The 14,216-nt window shown below is 61.2% G+C and carries 17 protein-coding genes; 7 read left to right on the top strand and 10 right to left on the bottom strand.

Features of this window, described 5'->3' with window-relative positions:
* Nucleotides 1-547: 547 nt before the first annotated feature.
* Nucleotides 548-1,381 carry a restriction endonuclease gene (locus tag QE395_RS09210; protein WP_306988675.1) on the top strand — a complete coding sequence of 278 codons (834 nt, stop codon included), beginning with the start codon at nucleotides 548-550 and terminating at the stop codon, nucleotides 1,379-1,381.
* A gap of 598 nt (nucleotides 1,382-1,979) precedes the next feature.
* On the opposite strand, the gene QE395_RS09205 is transcribed toward QE395_RS09210, so the two are convergent.
* The 4 genes from QE395_RS09205 to QE395_RS09190 all read right to left on the bottom strand — a co-directional run bounded on the left by QE395_RS09205 (nucleotide 1,980) and on the right by QE395_RS09190 (nucleotide 5,247).
* Entirely contained in the window at nucleotides 1,980-2,573 is a 594-nt protein-coding gene (locus QE395_RS09205) for a hypothetical protein (RefSeq protein ID WP_306988673.1), read from the bottom strand.
* 86 nt (nucleotides 2,574-2,659) lie between these two features.
* The gene (locus tag QE395_RS09200; RefSeq protein ID WP_306988671.1) at nucleotides 2,660-3,415 is read right to left on the bottom strand and encodes a hypothetical protein; all 756 of its coding nucleotides are present in this window, start codon (nucleotides 3,413-3,415) and stop codon (nucleotides 2,660-2,662) included.
* Between the two features lie 117 nt (nucleotides 3,416-3,532).
* On the bottom strand, nucleotides 3,533-4,414 hold the full coding sequence (locus QE395_RS09195) for a hypothetical protein (RefSeq protein ID WP_306988669.1): 882 nt from the start codon (nucleotides 4,412-4,414) through the stop codon (nucleotides 3,533-3,535).
* Between the two features lie 101 nt (nucleotides 4,415-4,515).
* Complete coding sequence (locus QE395_RS09190; RefSeq protein ID WP_306988666.1) at nucleotides 4,516-5,247, bottom strand: SDR family oxidoreductase; 732 nt, start codon at nucleotides 5,245-5,247, stop codon at nucleotides 4,516-4,518.
* 154 nt (nucleotides 5,248-5,401) lie between these two features.
* Between QE395_RS09190 and QE395_RS09185 the strand changes: the two genes are divergently transcribed.
* Nucleotides 5,402-5,719 (top strand): helix-turn-helix domain-containing protein, encoded by a 318-nt coding sequence (locus tag QE395_RS09185; protein ID WP_249834295.1) that lies wholly within the window; start codon nucleotides 5,402-5,404, stop codon nucleotides 5,717-5,719.
* 69 nt (nucleotides 5,720-5,788) lie between these two features.
* On the opposite strand, the gene QE395_RS09180 is transcribed toward QE395_RS09185, so the two are convergent.
* Complete coding sequence (locus QE395_RS09180; RefSeq protein ID WP_306988663.1) at nucleotides 5,789-6,697, bottom strand: alpha/beta hydrolase; 909 nt, start codon at nucleotides 6,695-6,697, stop codon at nucleotides 5,789-5,791.
* A gap of 90 nt (nucleotides 6,698-6,787) precedes the next feature.
* Here QE395_RS09180 and QE395_RS09175 point away from each other — a divergent pair, with 90 nt between their 5' ends.
* On the top strand, nucleotides 6,788-7,159 hold the full coding sequence (locus QE395_RS09175) for a MerR family transcriptional regulator (protein ID WP_306988661.1): 372 nt from the start codon (nucleotides 6,788-6,790) through the stop codon (nucleotides 7,157-7,159).
* Between the two features lie 222 nt (nucleotides 7,160-7,381).
* On the opposite strand, the gene QE395_RS09170 is transcribed toward QE395_RS09175, so the two are convergent.
* From QE395_RS09170 to QE395_RS09155, 4 genes are all read right to left on the bottom strand, one after another.
* Nucleotides 7,382-7,975 (bottom strand): hypothetical protein, encoded by a 594-nt coding sequence (locus tag QE395_RS09170; protein WP_306988659.1) that lies wholly within the window; start codon nucleotides 7,973-7,975, stop codon nucleotides 7,382-7,384.
* A gap of 228 nt (nucleotides 7,976-8,203) precedes the next feature.
* Nucleotides 8,204-8,344, bottom strand: a complete 141-nt coding sequence (locus QE395_RS09165; protein ID WP_306988657.1) for a hypothetical protein — start codon at nucleotides 8,342-8,344, stop codon at nucleotides 8,204-8,206.
* 13 nt (nucleotides 8,345-8,357) lie between these two features.
* Nucleotides 8,358-8,855 carry a hypothetical protein gene (locus tag QE395_RS09160; protein ID WP_306988655.1) on the bottom strand — a complete coding sequence of 166 codons (498 nt, stop codon included), beginning with the start codon at nucleotides 8,853-8,855 and terminating at the stop codon, nucleotides 8,358-8,360.
* Between the two features lie 299 nt (nucleotides 8,856-9,154).
* The gene (locus tag QE395_RS09155) at nucleotides 9,155-9,475 is read right to left on the bottom strand and encodes a hypothetical protein (protein WP_306988653.1); all 321 of its coding nucleotides are present in this window, start codon (nucleotides 9,473-9,475) and stop codon (nucleotides 9,155-9,157) included.
* Between the two features lie 479 nt (nucleotides 9,476-9,954).
* On the opposite strand from QE395_RS09155, the gene QE395_RS09150 reads away from it, so the two are divergent.
* From QE395_RS09150 to QE395_RS09135, 4 genes are all read left to right on the top strand, one after another.
* The gene (locus QE395_RS09150) at nucleotides 9,955-10,779 is read left to right on the top strand and encodes an AraC family transcriptional regulator (protein ID WP_306988651.1); all 825 of its coding nucleotides are present in this window, start codon (nucleotides 9,955-9,957) and stop codon (nucleotides 10,777-10,779) included.
* Between the two features lie 116 nt (nucleotides 10,780-10,895).
* Entirely contained in the window at nucleotides 10,896-11,879 is a 984-nt protein-coding gene (locus QE395_RS09145) for an alpha/beta fold hydrolase (RefSeq protein ID WP_306988649.1), read from the top strand.
* Nucleotides 11,880-12,036: 157 nt separating this feature from the next.
* Nucleotides 12,037-12,744 carry a class I SAM-dependent methyltransferase gene (locus QE395_RS09140; RefSeq protein WP_249834299.1) on the top strand — a complete coding sequence of 236 codons (708 nt, stop codon included), beginning with the start codon at nucleotides 12,037-12,039 and terminating at the stop codon, nucleotides 12,742-12,744.
* A gap of 44 nt (nucleotides 12,745-12,788) precedes the next feature.
* On the top strand, nucleotides 12,789-12,971 hold the full coding sequence (locus tag QE395_RS09135) for a DUF1778 domain-containing protein (RefSeq protein ID WP_249834300.1): 183 nt from the start codon (nucleotides 12,789-12,791) through the stop codon (nucleotides 12,969-12,971).
* A 70-nt stretch (nucleotides 12,972-13,041) separates the two neighbouring features.
* Here the strand turns inward: QE395_RS09135 and QE395_RS09130 are convergent, their stop codons facing one another.
* Nucleotides 13,042-13,380: a beta-eliminating lyase-related protein gene (locus QE395_RS09130; RefSeq protein ID WP_343239316.1), complete on the bottom strand. Its 339-nt coding sequence runs from the start codon at nucleotides 13,378-13,380 to the stop codon at nucleotides 13,042-13,044.
* Nucleotides 13,381-14,216: the final 836 nt, after the last annotated feature.

Genomic DNA, 14,216 nt, shown 5'->3' with positions numbered 1-14,216 from the left:
GGAAGGGATGGCAGCCTAACATGTAATGTTATGACATTGCGCTACGTTTGGAGTGTAGGGTGATGGGCAATTCTGCGCGTTGACGTTGGAGGGAGAGGCGACGCAGGGTGTTGCATCCGGGCAGAGGCGCGCACGCAACATGTGGGTGCATGCGCAATGTGCAACGCGCTTCGACCTTCTTTGGCACGAAATGTCCGCGATTCCGGGCCTGCGGCGGGCGCAACGCAATGGATTTGTACCAAGAATGCGAAATGCCGTATTGGGCGAATCAGGCGGGGCGAACCGCTTTGGGGTCTTCCTCCAAGGCTTCTTCGCCCCGAATTCGTGCCACAGCACATGCATTCATGTCTAATGGCGCCTTCGGGCAATTGATCAGCGTGCGAATGATCTTTCAATTCCGCTAGATTGGGATCCAGCTGCACTCCAGAGGTTCAGGCAGCTTGCCATCTGCAGATTGTACGCAGTCCCGCTGTTTGCGCTGGTTTTTGGGGCCAGTTCGCGGTGAGAAGGCTCAAACTGTGGGCAACCAAGGAAGTCAGGCAATTACATGGGACGTAAAAGAACTTCAAGCGGAATGGATGCCCTGATCGGAATGCCGTGGCCTATTGGCGTCCTAGTTGGCATCCTTCTCTTCAGTGGCGTTCGCTACGCCATCCCTTGGTGGTTCTCGCGGAAGGACGGCGGGCTGGCTCACGGTATCGCCAGCAGCTTCTGGCAGGCGCTGTCGCCCTTCGCTTGGTTGTTGCTGGCGATGTGCTGGATGGCTGCCCTCCTCTCTTTTCTTGGCGCCCGGCGTCGCCGAATCCTCCTGGAAACGTGCACCACGCTGGAGAGCTTGGCTGCTCCCGGTTGGCGCCAGTTCGAGCAGCTGGTGGGTGAGGCATTCCGGCGCCAAGGGTACGTCGTCGAGGAAACGGGCTTGGGCGGTGCAGATGGCGGAATTGACCTTGTGCTCCGCAAGGATACCCAGCGCGTCCTGGTCCAGTGCAAGCAATGGCGGCGTCGACAGGTAGGTGTGAGTGTTGTACGGGAAATGGCAGGGCTTCTGGCCCACCACCGTGCCGATGGGGTCAAAATCGTCTGCGTGGGCACATTCACACGTGACGCGGAGGCATTTGCGCGAGGCAAGGCCATCGAGCTGATTGACGGCGTGACACTGTTGGAAATGGTTCATGCAGCCAAGGAAGTGCGAAGGTCCGCGCAAGCACCCTGCTCCCCGGTTGAACCTGGTCTTCCCGGGCAGCAACTAGAACTTGGATCGTTCAAGGCATGCCCCAGATGCGGCAGCACGCTGGTGCAGCGCAAGAACCGCCGAACTGGAGAGCACTTTCTGGGATGCAGCCAGTTCCCGCGCTGCAGGGGTAGCGGAGAGCAGGCTTAATATGACTTTGCCTCTGGGAGTAGCCCTGACCTCGCCAAACGCCTTCGTGGGCTGAATCGCACTACGGCTAGCCACCTTGTTTTTGTAGGGGTAGCTTGCCCCAGCAAGTGATTGACCAACGTCAATTGCGCCATACGGACCGTTAACGGAATGGAATACACCATTCGCATCTGCCCTTAGGAACAGAAGATATTTCCTTCCTGGATGACAGGCGCCAGGACTTGACTCCACCATTGGTTCATTGCAGCGAAACAGAAGCTCTGAGGGTGGGACTCCCTTCAACACGTCTGAAACCATGACAACTGCGGTTGCCGAATGGGGTGAGCACTCGCCGACCTGGCGAGCTCCACATTCCAGCAATTCCTCTACAGTGCCAATCACAACAAGATCGGAATCGGCAACCCTCTGAGCTAGCTCTTTCTCCTTGAACTGATTTGCCTTACACACTGCAGCGCAAATGAGCAATGCAGCGAGCACGCACAGCCTTGCGCTCAGAGTAGAGAACATAAATTAGAATTCGCTGTGATTTGGTTCGGGGCCCGTTAGCGCACCGGCGACGCCACTACCACCGCGCTGGTCGAACTCTCGAGATGTTGCACTAGCAGCTGGTCTTCCAGGACGTCGAGATCGACTTATACTGCTCGGAACTCGTGCGCCAATGCATTTCTTTGTACTGCTCCCGGACCAGGCCCGATTCGCCTGTCGGTCGAATGTGGGTCAGCAGATTCGCGCGTCTGCCAACCCAGCCCGGTTGCAGGGGCACGACTCGCCACGATTCCCCGCCAACCGAGATGTACTGAACGTATGGCGAGGATGGGCGGCCCATGTCGTACCAAGTGCTGCACCACATGTAAGTGGCTACGACCGACCACGTCGATGAAGCCGGGTCATAGTCCATGACGACCGGGATCAGGAACGATCGCCACACGGGTGGCTTGGTAGCACCTTCCACCTGCGCGATCCGCAGTGTGGTCTCCTTTGGTTTCCAGCCGGTTGCACGCATCGCGATATCCCGCGTGATGGTGCCCTTCGCGGTGCGCTTCACCACGATCAGCCGGCCATCGGACAGCCGCACTTCCTCTTTCCACGACTCACTCATGCGGCTGCAGCCGCCCATCGTCAGCACCAGCGTGCACAGCAGGATCAGGCGCAAATCATGGACCAAAGCGGTGGTCGCCCCTGCAATCTTCATGCTGAAGCCTCCCTACATCGTCAGAGATACGTCGTCTGGCCATTGCGGACCGCAGGGTTCACGGCCAGGACTCGGGATTGCGCGACCTAGAACTCCGCTTCCTTGCTTGCAGCAGGCTGCAGCACTTGCTGCCCCACATCATTGCCGATGCTGAGGAACCCGATCCCGCCCGACAGCCCTTGTGCTCGCATGGGCTGCGATTGCACGACCGAAGAATAATCCGCAAAGAAATCAGGCTTGCGCCATTGGGCGGAAATCGATTCGCGGCTGCCGCCCAGAGCGTTGTTCCAGGCCACCGCCTTCTGCGAACTGGGTGAACCGAACTTGCGCTTGAGCAACTCCATCACGCGCGGCTGCGCCTCGAACCCGGTGGTGTTGAAGCGCAGGGCGATCACTCGCCCGTTGCGCAGTAGAACCAGCCCGCCCGCACCTTCAAGAGAAAAAGCGTCATCCGCGCCCGCGCCGATCGCCATGCCGATGGGCGCAACCCACGCCGGGAACTCCTCCGTGGCGAAGACCAGGTAACCGTACTCGCCTGCCGCGAACTCGCTATTGCCCACAGCCATGTTTGTGGTGCCGGGCGCGACGCACAACCCTGTTGCCGGCGGGGTTGCCTTCGGCGGTTCCGGCGGCGGGGTCATCAGCTTGTTGAACGCCCTGGCCCCCATCCCTTTGTTGCTCTTGGGGGCAGCTGGAGCAGGCACGGATATCTGGCAAAGGGGCAGCGCCAATGGCGCCCCTAATTTGATTCCGAAAATGTCAGGTTCCGCCGCAGAGACCGGGACGGTAGAGGCCATGGACAGTAGAACGACAAGCGAACTGGCTGCTGCAGTGAGGCGCATAGGGCAAATCCATCCTGGATCATGGTTGAGGGGGAGTATATCCCCTATGGGAGGCCTGATCCTCGCGACAAGCTCGGGATGGCCTCACCCCCAAGCTTCGAAGGGGAGAGCCCGGCTCTACGTTGCGGCGGGTGGCATCGCGCGCAGGATCGCCTCGACCCGGCGGTCCAACGCTTCGCGTTCGGCATCGGTTCCCAACCGTCTACGTGTGGCCTGCTCAAAAGTGCCCTCATAACACCAGCCCTGCAGCAGACACAGCCTGCTGGCAGGCGGGCTCTCTGGTCCGCATTCAAGGCCCATCCGGCATGCCGCGACCTGCCAGGCGCGTCCGGCGAGCTCGCCGTCGGCCAAAGCCGTGTAGGGCTCGGCAACTTGCATGCCGAAGAACTCACCCATGGCATCACCCAAGGCGAACATCGCCGCAGGATCGTTGGACGCCAGCACCTCTTCCAGCAGGGCAGCCGCTTGCACCTTACTCAGTGCTGGCTGTGGATTGAAGACGGTCTCCGTCACCCGTGCAGGCAGATCGCCGCCTCGTGCCGCCTGCGCATACAGTAGGCGCATGTCTTCCCATTCGATCGGTGCCCCGTCCTCGACGGCAGCGCACTCCTGCAGCGCGTGCTGCAGCAGGTACCGCAACACGGTCGCCTTTTCTTCGGTCTCCGCGCTCCGGATGCTGCGCTGGATCCGCTCCTTGTACTGTTCGACGTTTGGATTGATGTACATGCATCTGTCGTACGCCTGTGCCAGCAGACGCTGAGAGGCTGGGTCGCCCGCGTCAGCGCGCTGCTTCAGGGCCAGGAACCAGGCGCGCTGGGGGCTGGTCTTGGTGAAGTCAGGCCTTTGCGAGGAACCGGCTGCAATTGGCGGTGGGGGCTTGTGGGCCGGCGTCTCCGCTTGGGCGGTATGGGTGGGGAATGAGGTGGGCTTCCATGTCAGCCACGCAGCCAAGGCCAGGAATGTTGCCGCCAGTGCCAGGAAAATGCGCTTTGCTGCCATGAACCCAGGTTCGTCCGCCGATCGTCCCTCATCTTAACGTTTCACACGGAACGCCATTACGGCAGCCGGGGCGTCACTGCCGGCGCCCCGCTTGTTGGTGCTTATACTTGGCCCATGCCTCCATCCACGCACAACTCCACGCCCGTTATGAAGCTCGACTCGTCGCTGAGAAGGAACAACGTCGCAGAGGCGACTTCGGCGGGCCTTGCCATTCGACCGAGAAGAATCGGGGCGACGATTGATCTACGCATCTCATCAGGGACTCGCTCCATCATCTCGGTATCTGTAGGCCCTGGAGCCACCACGTTGATGCGGATGCCGCGGGGCGCCAGTTCTGCCGCCCAGGTGCGTGCATACGAGCGAAGGGCAGCCTTAGTTGCGGCGTATGTTCCGTAGTTTGCGATGCCGAGTGAGCTTGCTACCGACCCCATCAGCACCACCGCTGCGCCCTCTTGAAGCAAGCCAAGGGCTTTCTGAAGGCCAAAGATCTGGGCGCGCACGTTCACCGAGAAGTGTCGGTCAAAGTGTTCTTCGGTCACTTCGGCAAGTGATGCCGGCTCACTCAGGCCTGCATTCAATACGAGGGCGTCGAGACGAGTGAACTGGCTGCCAACCTCTCTCATTACCCGATCGATGTCTTCACGGACGCTTGCATCGGCAACGATGCCACGCCCACCTGGACCGAGTGCTGCGACGCCCTCCTCCACCTGTTTGCGGTCACGCCCGGTGATGAACACCGTTGCGCCCTCCGCAGCGATCCGAGCAGCCACGGCCAAGCCAATGCCCCTGGCGCCGCCAATGACCAGGGCAACTTTTCCTTCCATCTTCTTCATTCGTGAGCACCTGTAAAAACCAAGAGTGCTGCTAAGATATACGCTGTATATCAAGTATCAAGAACGCACCATGACTAGCCTAGATTTACCCGGTGATACCTGTTCGGCTGAGAGCTCTGCGAAAGTCCTATCTGACATGGCGCAGGTTCGACCGATGCTGGAGAAGATCGCGGACAAATGGACGATCATGATTCTTACCGTGATCTGCCCAAAACCGTCCCGCTTCAACGAGATCAAGCGCCGATTGGACGGAATCACGCACAAGTCTCTCGCAGACGCGCTTAAGCGCCTCGAGCGACATGGTCTGGTAACGCGGACCGTACTGCCGACCGCACCAATTGGCGTCGAGTATGCGATCACCCCTCTTGGTCACTCCCTGAAGCAGCCCTTTGAAGCGCTGTGTAGCTGGGCCTTGAAGAACGGCGGTGAGCTTGAAGCCGCGTGCACACGATACGACCAAGGCAAGCATTGAACCTGCGTAAGCCTGTGGCTCCCATTGGCGTGTTGGGCCTGAGCGCATTCGGGTCGGTAGCGACCTTGCTTAGTGCCCGCTCGCTGCATCAACGAATGCAGAGAGATCTCGGTTGAAGCGTGCGGACTCCTCGAAGAAGGGCGAATGGCCTGACCTTGCGTACAGTTCAACAGCGGTCCTCGGATAAAGTTCCTTCGCCCGTGCTGCGGAGGCGCTTGGCTGAACGAGCGCATCCTGCTCACCGTAGATGAGCAGTAGCGGCTTATGCATCGAACCAAGTCCTTTGGCAGCATCGATCGACATGCCGTGGACGGCGCTCTGCATCTCGCTTGATGCCATGGCCGCAGCGGCGATCGTGCGCTGGAACGTTGCATCGTCAGGCGCCGTACTGAAGCACAGCGCGACGAATTCCTTCTCGCCTTCAAGATGCAGTCGCAGGTCCGATGACGCCATGCCGCTGTAAACGGTGGGTTGAGCGACGAGTTGTTCCGGCTTGAGTTCGATCACCCCGCCTACATACACCGCACCCGCAATCTGTCCGTCCCCAAAGGAAGCCAGATAGTTCGTGGTGACAGCAGCCCCGAGCGACCACCCTACCAGCACCGGCTCGCGTGCTCCGGACTCCTTGATGACGGCCGCGAGGTCTTCTGCCCAGTGACGGCCATCACGGTATGCGTCCAGCTCCACTGGCTTGTCGGACAGGCCGTGTCCGCGCAGATCAAAGGTGATCAACCGAAAGCGCTGCAACTCAGGACTATTAACCTGTTTGTCCCAACTGAGGTGACTACCCAGCAACCCGTGAACAAAGATGATGGGCTGCCCCTGAGGATCCCCCGCCTCTTGAACAGCGATTTTGATTCCGTCCGGTGACTCAACTGTGTAAGCCCGGCTTGTGCCGTGCGCAAGCAGTGGCGCCAGCAACAGGACGATGCAATAGAGCCAGGTGTATCGAATGGATGAGCCTGGGGAAAAGACCATGGATAACGAACCTCATTGGGGGGGGGGGAACTCAGAGGCTAAACGCTGACACTAGTGTTAGAGTCAAGTAGACGTTTCCAGGATTTCGCGATGTCCAAGCAACCCAGCAATGACCTGATGAAGATTGGTGAGCTAGCCGAAGCTAGCGGCGTCAGCGTGCGTTCGATCCGACACTACGATCAGCATGGGATGTTGGCATCTTCCCGATCGGGAAATGGCTACCGCGCGTTTCAACCGGTGTCGGTCAACCAGGTGAAGCAGATACAGCGCCTTGTTGCGGCAGGCTTCAGTTTAGAGGAGATCCGTAGCTTCCCGGAATGCATGCTGTTGATCGAAGGTGCCTTGGCGTGCCCAGAAACCAGCGAGATTCAGCGCAAGAGGCTGGCGATTCTAGACAAGCAGATCGAAATGCTGGACAGGCAGAGGTCTCGCTTGCGTGCCATGCTTATAGCTTCTACGTAAGAGCCTGCGATGTCCGTGGACGCCGCCGTTACAAGTCTGTCCCACGCCCGATACGCCCGCCCTTGCTGATTGACAGCCCTCCACTGCCCACTCGCTAAGGACATGGATCATACGCGGCGGCGCAGGGCATCCCAGCATTTGGGCGATATGCCGTGCAGGATGGGGGTAAGTGCACCCACGTGGACGCTACCACCGCGCCGCTCGATCTCTCCAGATGTTGCACTAGCAGTTGGTATTCCACGACGTTGAGATCCACTTGTACGGCACGGAGCCTTGGCGCCATACCATTTCCTTGTCCGCTTCCCGGAGCAGGTGCGGTTCCCCTGCCGGTCGAATGTGGGTCAGCAGATTCGCGCGCCTGCCGTCCCAGCCTGGTTGCAGGGGGGTGACTCGCCACGCCTCCCCGCCGACCGAGATGTACTGTACGTACTGCGAGGCCGGGCGACCCATGTCGTACCAGGTGACGCAGGATAGGTGAGTCGCCACGACCGACCATGTCGATGACGCGGAGTCGTAGTCCATGACGACCGGGATCAGGGCCGACCGCCACACGGGGGGATTGACAGTTCCGTCCTCCTGCGCGATCCGCAACGTAGTCTCCCCAGGTTCCCAGCCGGTCGCACGCATCGCCATATCACGTGTGATGCTGCCCTTCGCGGTGCGCTTTACCACGATCAGCCGGCCGTCGGACAGCCGCACTTCCTCTTTCCACGATTCACTCATGCGATTGCAGCCGACCATCGTTACCACCGGCATGCACAGCAGGATCAGGCGCAAAACGTGGACCCAGGTAGCGGTCGCCCCTGCAATCTTCATGCTGATAGCCCCCGTCATCGTAAAAGAGTCGTCTGGACGCGTGAATGCCGACTTGGGTCGGCAGTTTCGATACTTAGCCCTATCGCCGGCGGAGACAAGTGCCAATGCGGATTGATCAACGGCCGCTCGCACACAGGATTATCCCCGTTGCCTTGGAGAGGGTCACATTCCACTTCCGTACCTATTGCAGGAATCTCGGCAGCACGAGCGGGCGCCCTGCCCCAGCATTCAGAGGTCCAGCTCCAAGACGTAGTCACCTGTAGCGCTATCGTAGGAGCGAAGCGAAAGCGTGACGCCGTCGGTGAGCGGCGGCATCGTGGTGCAGCCGGCCAGCACATACACTGCCGCGACGATCAGATACTCCTTCATGGCGCTCATCCTGCTAACGGGGACGCTCAGGATTGCTCTTGGTTGCCTTGGATTCGCCGTGGTCGCGAAAGCCTGGCGCCCGGTCAGGCATCTTTACGTCTTCAGCGCCCCGATAGGCCAATGCTACAAATGCCAGGCCCGTGGTTGCAGATACGGCCAACGGTATCATGTAGACACTCGAGTCGGGCCAGTCGCTGAACCATATGTACAGCCCAGGTAGCATCGAGATTGCGAACGCTGTCGCCGGCCCGGCGAGGCGGACTTTCAGGGCCAGCCAGAGTGCAGGAAGTCCATACACCAGGAGCAGCGGCACCATGACTATGTAACCGAGTAATGAGAATTTCAAAGCACTGGCGATGAGCGCCAATGTCCGCGAAAGTGAGGCGTACTCGAACAGGTCGATCAGGACGATTGGAAGTGACCCCATGAGATATCCGGCGGGGACACCAACCAATGCTGCGACGAACAGGTTGCGATAAGGGCGATTCGGCGGACGGGATAACAGGTTCATCGGGCTTCCATGCGTCGATTGGGCGGATCCCCGCGGTCGACTATAGCCATCTGTGCCGGGGTCGGCCAGCGGTGGGGTTGTATCCCGATCAACCGCCGGGCTGGTGATCATCCCTTTGGGGCATGACCTTGAACGCAAGCAGCGAGTTTCTATAGTTTATTAATGCAACGTCCCCTATGGGCCGGGTTCGGGCCACTGCAGCCACGTGCCCGGTTCGATTATCTGCAAAGCGACATCCCGCTTGCTTGCGCCCTTGCGGGTCCGGGGCGACGCTGCCGCCGCCCCGCCTCGACGCTCACCTATCCAACCGGCCCCAGCTTCCAGCTGCCACCCGTCTTCTCAAATCGCACCATCGCCTTGGACAGCGCTTCTGGCGACGGGTCTTTCGCGAGGACAAACAGATCACGCCCGATGCCCAGGTACATCCGTGTTCCGGGCTCGACGCCCAGTCCACGCATCCATAGCCCCCGCGCCTTCAGACAGGGAATCGTCGGGCAGCCGGGATAAGTTTCGAGCCCGTCGTGATGAAGCGCATTGATCATTACGCTCTTCGGCGCGCGCCAGAAGCCCCTGAGAAGGGCGCGTTGCTCGGGGGTCAAGCTCGTCCAGTCGTCGTGCATGATGGTTCTCCTCTGTGTTCTCCCTCGCCGGGATGGCGAGGGAGTCGGGAGGTTCAGAACCGCGAACGAGCTAGAACGGTGCGACGTATTTCCGCGAGGGTGTTGTATTCGGCCACCCTCCCGACACAGGTCGTGCAACTTGCAATGCTCGCTACGGGTTCTGACACCCAAGGCACACCATGCGACAGACGTGAGGGTACTGGAACTCGACGTCGTCCGGTCCCGGTTCACGGCATCAATTGGTTCGCGAAACGGCATGTGCCGGGCAAATCATTTCGTGAGATTCCGTGTGGCGGCGCGCATTTACGAAGGCACCAGGTCGCACTTCGGTGGCTACTTGCGCTAGCAAGAAAGTTCACCGAACGACCCGCAACCTTGTCGCTCCCAACCCAGACCACGCACCCACAGCAAGATCCCGCAAACGCCCTCCCCCGCCCTGCGCTACGCTGCCATCCAGTCACTGGCACGGAGCAGGCGTCATGGGAGCGGCACGTAAGGCGTTGTGGTACATCGAGAGCCACTTCGCCGAGAATCCGTCGCTGGCCCAGATCGCCGAGGCGGTTGAGCTCTCGCCGTTCCACCTCTCACGCCTGTTCCAGGTCAGCACCGGCACCTCAATGGCGCGCTACCTTCGCGCGCGCCGCCTGACCGAGGCTGCGCGCACCCTGGCCGCAGGCAACGTACCCATTCTGGATGTCGCCCTGGCGGCCGGCTATGCCTCGCATGCGGCCTTCACTCATGCCTTTACGGAGCAGTTCAAGCAGGCACCGGAGCAGGTGCGCCGGGAAGGTCTGCAGGGACTGGCGTTGGTAGAGGCCATCAAGCTCGACGCCCCACCCCTGCCCTGCGAGGTGGAGCCGGAACGTCGGCGACTGGGCCCGCTGCGTGTGGCAGGCATCCGCGCCCGCCATACCGCCGCCACCGTGGCGTCCATTCCCTCGCAATGGCAGCAGCTGGCGTTGACCCGGGAGCTGGGCAAGGACGTCGCCTTCGGGGTCTGTTGCCACCGCGATGGCGAGGGTGCCTTCGACTACATCGCCGGCATGGAGATCGGTGCGAGCGCCGCCGTGCCGTCGGCCTGGCATGCTGTTTCCATCCCGGCGGGGGACTATCTGGTGGCGTGGCATGCGGGGCACATCTCTACGATCCGCTCCACCTGGTTCTGGCTGCTGAACGACCACCTGCCCGGCTCCGGCCTGACGTTGGCAGACGCACCTGATTTCGAACGCTATGACGCCCGCTTCGACGACCGCACCGGACACGGTGGCGTTGAGATCTGGCTGCCGCTGTCCAACCCGAGCTGACCCAAGGAGATTCTTCCGTGCGAGTACTGCCACACGCCTTCGTCCTGCTGTCTTGTCTGTTCGCGCCAGTGGCATGGTCGGCTCAGCCCTCCCCTGCTGTTGGGGAAACCCATGGCGTGGCGCACACAGCCAGTGCAGCGGTGCGCGATGCCGGCCACAGTGACCGCGTGCGCTACACGGTGTGGTACCCGGCACAGCCGGGTGCGAAGGAGCAGCCACTCACGATAGGGCCGCCGGGCGCGCCGCTGTTCGAGGAGGGCTCTTCTGCCGTGGATGCCCCGGCTGCGCCGGGCCGCTGGCCGCTGCTGCTGGTGTCGCATGGCAACGGCGGCAGTGCCCGCATGATGGGCTGGTTTGGGACTGCCCTGGCGCGCGCGGGGTATGTGGTGGTGGCGGTGGACCATCCCGGTAACAACGGCGTGGACCCGATGACGGACGCGGGCAGCATACTGATGTGGAACCGGGCGGACGACCTCGCCGCCGCTCTGGCGGCGGTGCTGGCCGATCCTGTGGTGGCTCCGCATGTGGATGCGGACCGGTTGGGGCTGGTGGGATATTCCGCCGGTGGGTTCACGGCGCTGGTGGCTGCCGGTGCTCGTCCGGACATGGGCAGGTTGGTCGCCTTCTGCAAGGCGTCGCCCAAGGATGGGGTTTGCGTGCCGCAGGCCGAGAATCCGGAGATGACCTTTGAACGGCGGATGGCGGCGGTCGCTACGCCGGAACTGGCACCTTGGGTCGCCAAGTCTGCGGAGGATCGCCGCATTCCCAACGTTCGCGCGGTATTCGTGATGGCGCCGGCGATTGTCCAGGCGTTCGAGCCGGGTGAGCTGGCGCGGTTGGAGGTCCCGGTGTCGGTGGTTGTGGGTGAGGCCGATGGCATCGCCTCGCCCGCTACCAACAGCAAGGTCATTGCTGATGCGAATGGCGAGGCGCGCCTGCAGGTGTTGCCTTCGGTGGGCCACTACGACTTCCTGGCCGATTGCACGGCGCTGGGCCGTGAGCGGGTGGGCAAGCTGTGCGAGGTGGGAGCTGACAAGGGCTCTACGCATCAGGCGGCTATCCGGCAGGCCAAGGAGCTGTTCGATTCCGCGCTTCGGTAGGCGCAGAAATGCCGGGCTTCGTTCGGGGTCATGCGTCAACGGGTGTTGATGGGTTCCGGGCGGTCGTCTGGCGACCGACCCTACCCGGCCGCGCTGCGTGTTCGTTATATGTAACAATTGCGATTACATATTAAGCGACCACTCGGGCTGAGTATCCATGTCGACGTTCAAGGACCCCTCCGCAGTCAGCAGCTATCAGCAGACGGCCCAGGCCAAGGTGCCTGGCATGGCGGCACTCCACCGCATGACTCACATCCTGCTGGCGGAATCCGTTCCGCCCACGGGCGAGGTGCTGGTACTGGGTGCCGGCGGCGGGTTGGAGCTCGATGCCTTTGCCAAGGCGCAGCCAGGCTGGCGATTTGTCGGTGTAGACCCCTCACTTCCGATGCTCGAGCTTGCGCGGGAGACCCTGGGGGCGAACACCTCGCGTGTTGTGCTGGTGGAGGGCCTCATCGAGGATGCGCCGATGCGGGAGTTCGACGGCGCCGCTTGCCTCCTGACGCTTCACTTCCTTGACCCTGATACGCGGCTGCAGACCCTGCGTGGGTTGTTGCAGCGCCTTCGGCCTGGCGGTGTGCTCGTGATAGCCCACCACAGCTATGCACCTGAAGCCCGCCTGCGCTGGTTACGTCGCTCAGCCGCGTTCGCGTCGATAGACGGTGTTCTGGACGAGCGCGACGAAGCGTCGGTTGCGGTCATGGCGGACAAGCTCCCGGCCATCTCCGAAGAGGATGAGGCTGCGCTGCTGGAGGCGGCCGGGTTCACGGAGGTGGAGCTGTTCTACGCTGCGCTCAGTTTCCGGGGCTGGGTGGCGCGCCGGCCTTTGTTCATCGGCCCAGGCGAGGCAGACAAGGTCCAGGGTTGACACGCTGCCAATGTGCGGCGATTACTCTGTACAGGAGAATCGCCATGCCCACTGCTGCCATTCGTCTCGCCCTGCGCCTGAGCCTTTCGGACAAGGCGCTTGTTACCCACGCCGCAAACGTGCAAGGCGTACCTGTGTCTGTGTTCATGCGCAATGCTGTGCTGCGTGAGGCCGAACGCGTCATCGCTGCCCCACAGGTCGTGCCAAACGGAAGTACGCGGCGCTAGGGAGCAGAGAATCTCAATATTCCGCAGTCAACGAACGGCGTGCCGAGCCAGTGGCCGTCGTTTCCCCGGCTCACCCAACCACCACAATCCGGATCACCGCGACGGTCCTGTCGATCGCTTCTCGATCAATCTGCCAATGGGTCACCAATCGCATCTTTCCGCCGTAGGTGCCGTTGGCTCGTATGCCTGCTGCTTCAAAGGCCCGCATCAGGCGAGGCACGTCTACCCCATCGGGCAGCGCGAACCACACCATGTTGATGTGGACGTCTTCCGTATCAACCTCGATGCCCGGCACTTCGGCCAACTGCTGGGCCAAGTACCTTGCGTTGTCGTGATCCACATCCAGCCGCTGCGTCATTTCGGTGAGCGCGAGAATGCCCGGCGTGGATATCCCCCCCCACCGACGCATTGTCCGAATGAATGTACGCCTTGGCTAGAAAGCGAACGTTAGGACCGGACCAGCCGCATAGGTAGTCATGTCCGCTTCCGGCCAGATGCGGACGTGGACCTGCTAGCTGTCGGACGGCGGCTTAGCCGCCCCATGAGGCTCTCGAAGCCCCGCTCGGATTCCTCCGCGGCCCGCTTTTGGCCGATTCTGGCCAACCAAGATCCATGGTCCCAACTCAGCCCCAGCAATCTCCGCCGGAGGGGGATAATGCGGGCGCCACCGCACAGAATCCTGTCAAGCTTGACCGAGGAGTAATCGGCGAGATCCATAGGGCGGAATTCAACGCGAATGGCGCAGATCCAGGCGTTTTTCGGTGGATTCAAGGTCGACGCAATGGAAAAAGCCATAAACAACATTGGCGGGACTACGCGAGCATTTTATGATTACTGCCCAAGCCCGAGCTGCAAAAGCTAGATTCTGCTTTCTTATCGCCGTACTTCCGCTTGCGGGCTGTGCTCCCGCGGTTGATTCCGTGTACAGGATCAATGGCGCGGCTACAGATTTTTGCGTCCCAGGAGACGTTGACGCAACGCCTGCCCGACCCAACCAAGGAAGGGTTGTCCAAGGAGGATTTGCCTTAGATGGTTGCTGGAACGGTGAACGGGAGAACTGCGTCGGTAAGGAAAATGTGCTTTCGCTTTCCGTTAGCGATAAGGCGTCCTCTCCCGGCAGGCGATTCGGAGACCTTCCGGCTGATGCGCATCTAAAGATGGCGGCGATTCAGGGACGGGGGATGGCGACCCATTTGGGTAGTAAAATTATCGCAATTCCGGACAGTGTGGATGCCAACAAGCTGT

Source organism: Stenotrophomonas sp. SORGH_AS_0282 (genome assembly GCF_030818125.1).
GTDB classification, from domain to species: Bacteria; Pseudomonadota; Gammaproteobacteria; order Xanthomonadales; family Xanthomonadaceae; genus Stenotrophomonas; species Stenotrophomonas rhizophila_A.
The sequence above is the reverse complement of the archived record's forward strand: the minus strand, read 5'-3'. Positions and strand labels throughout refer to the sequence as shown.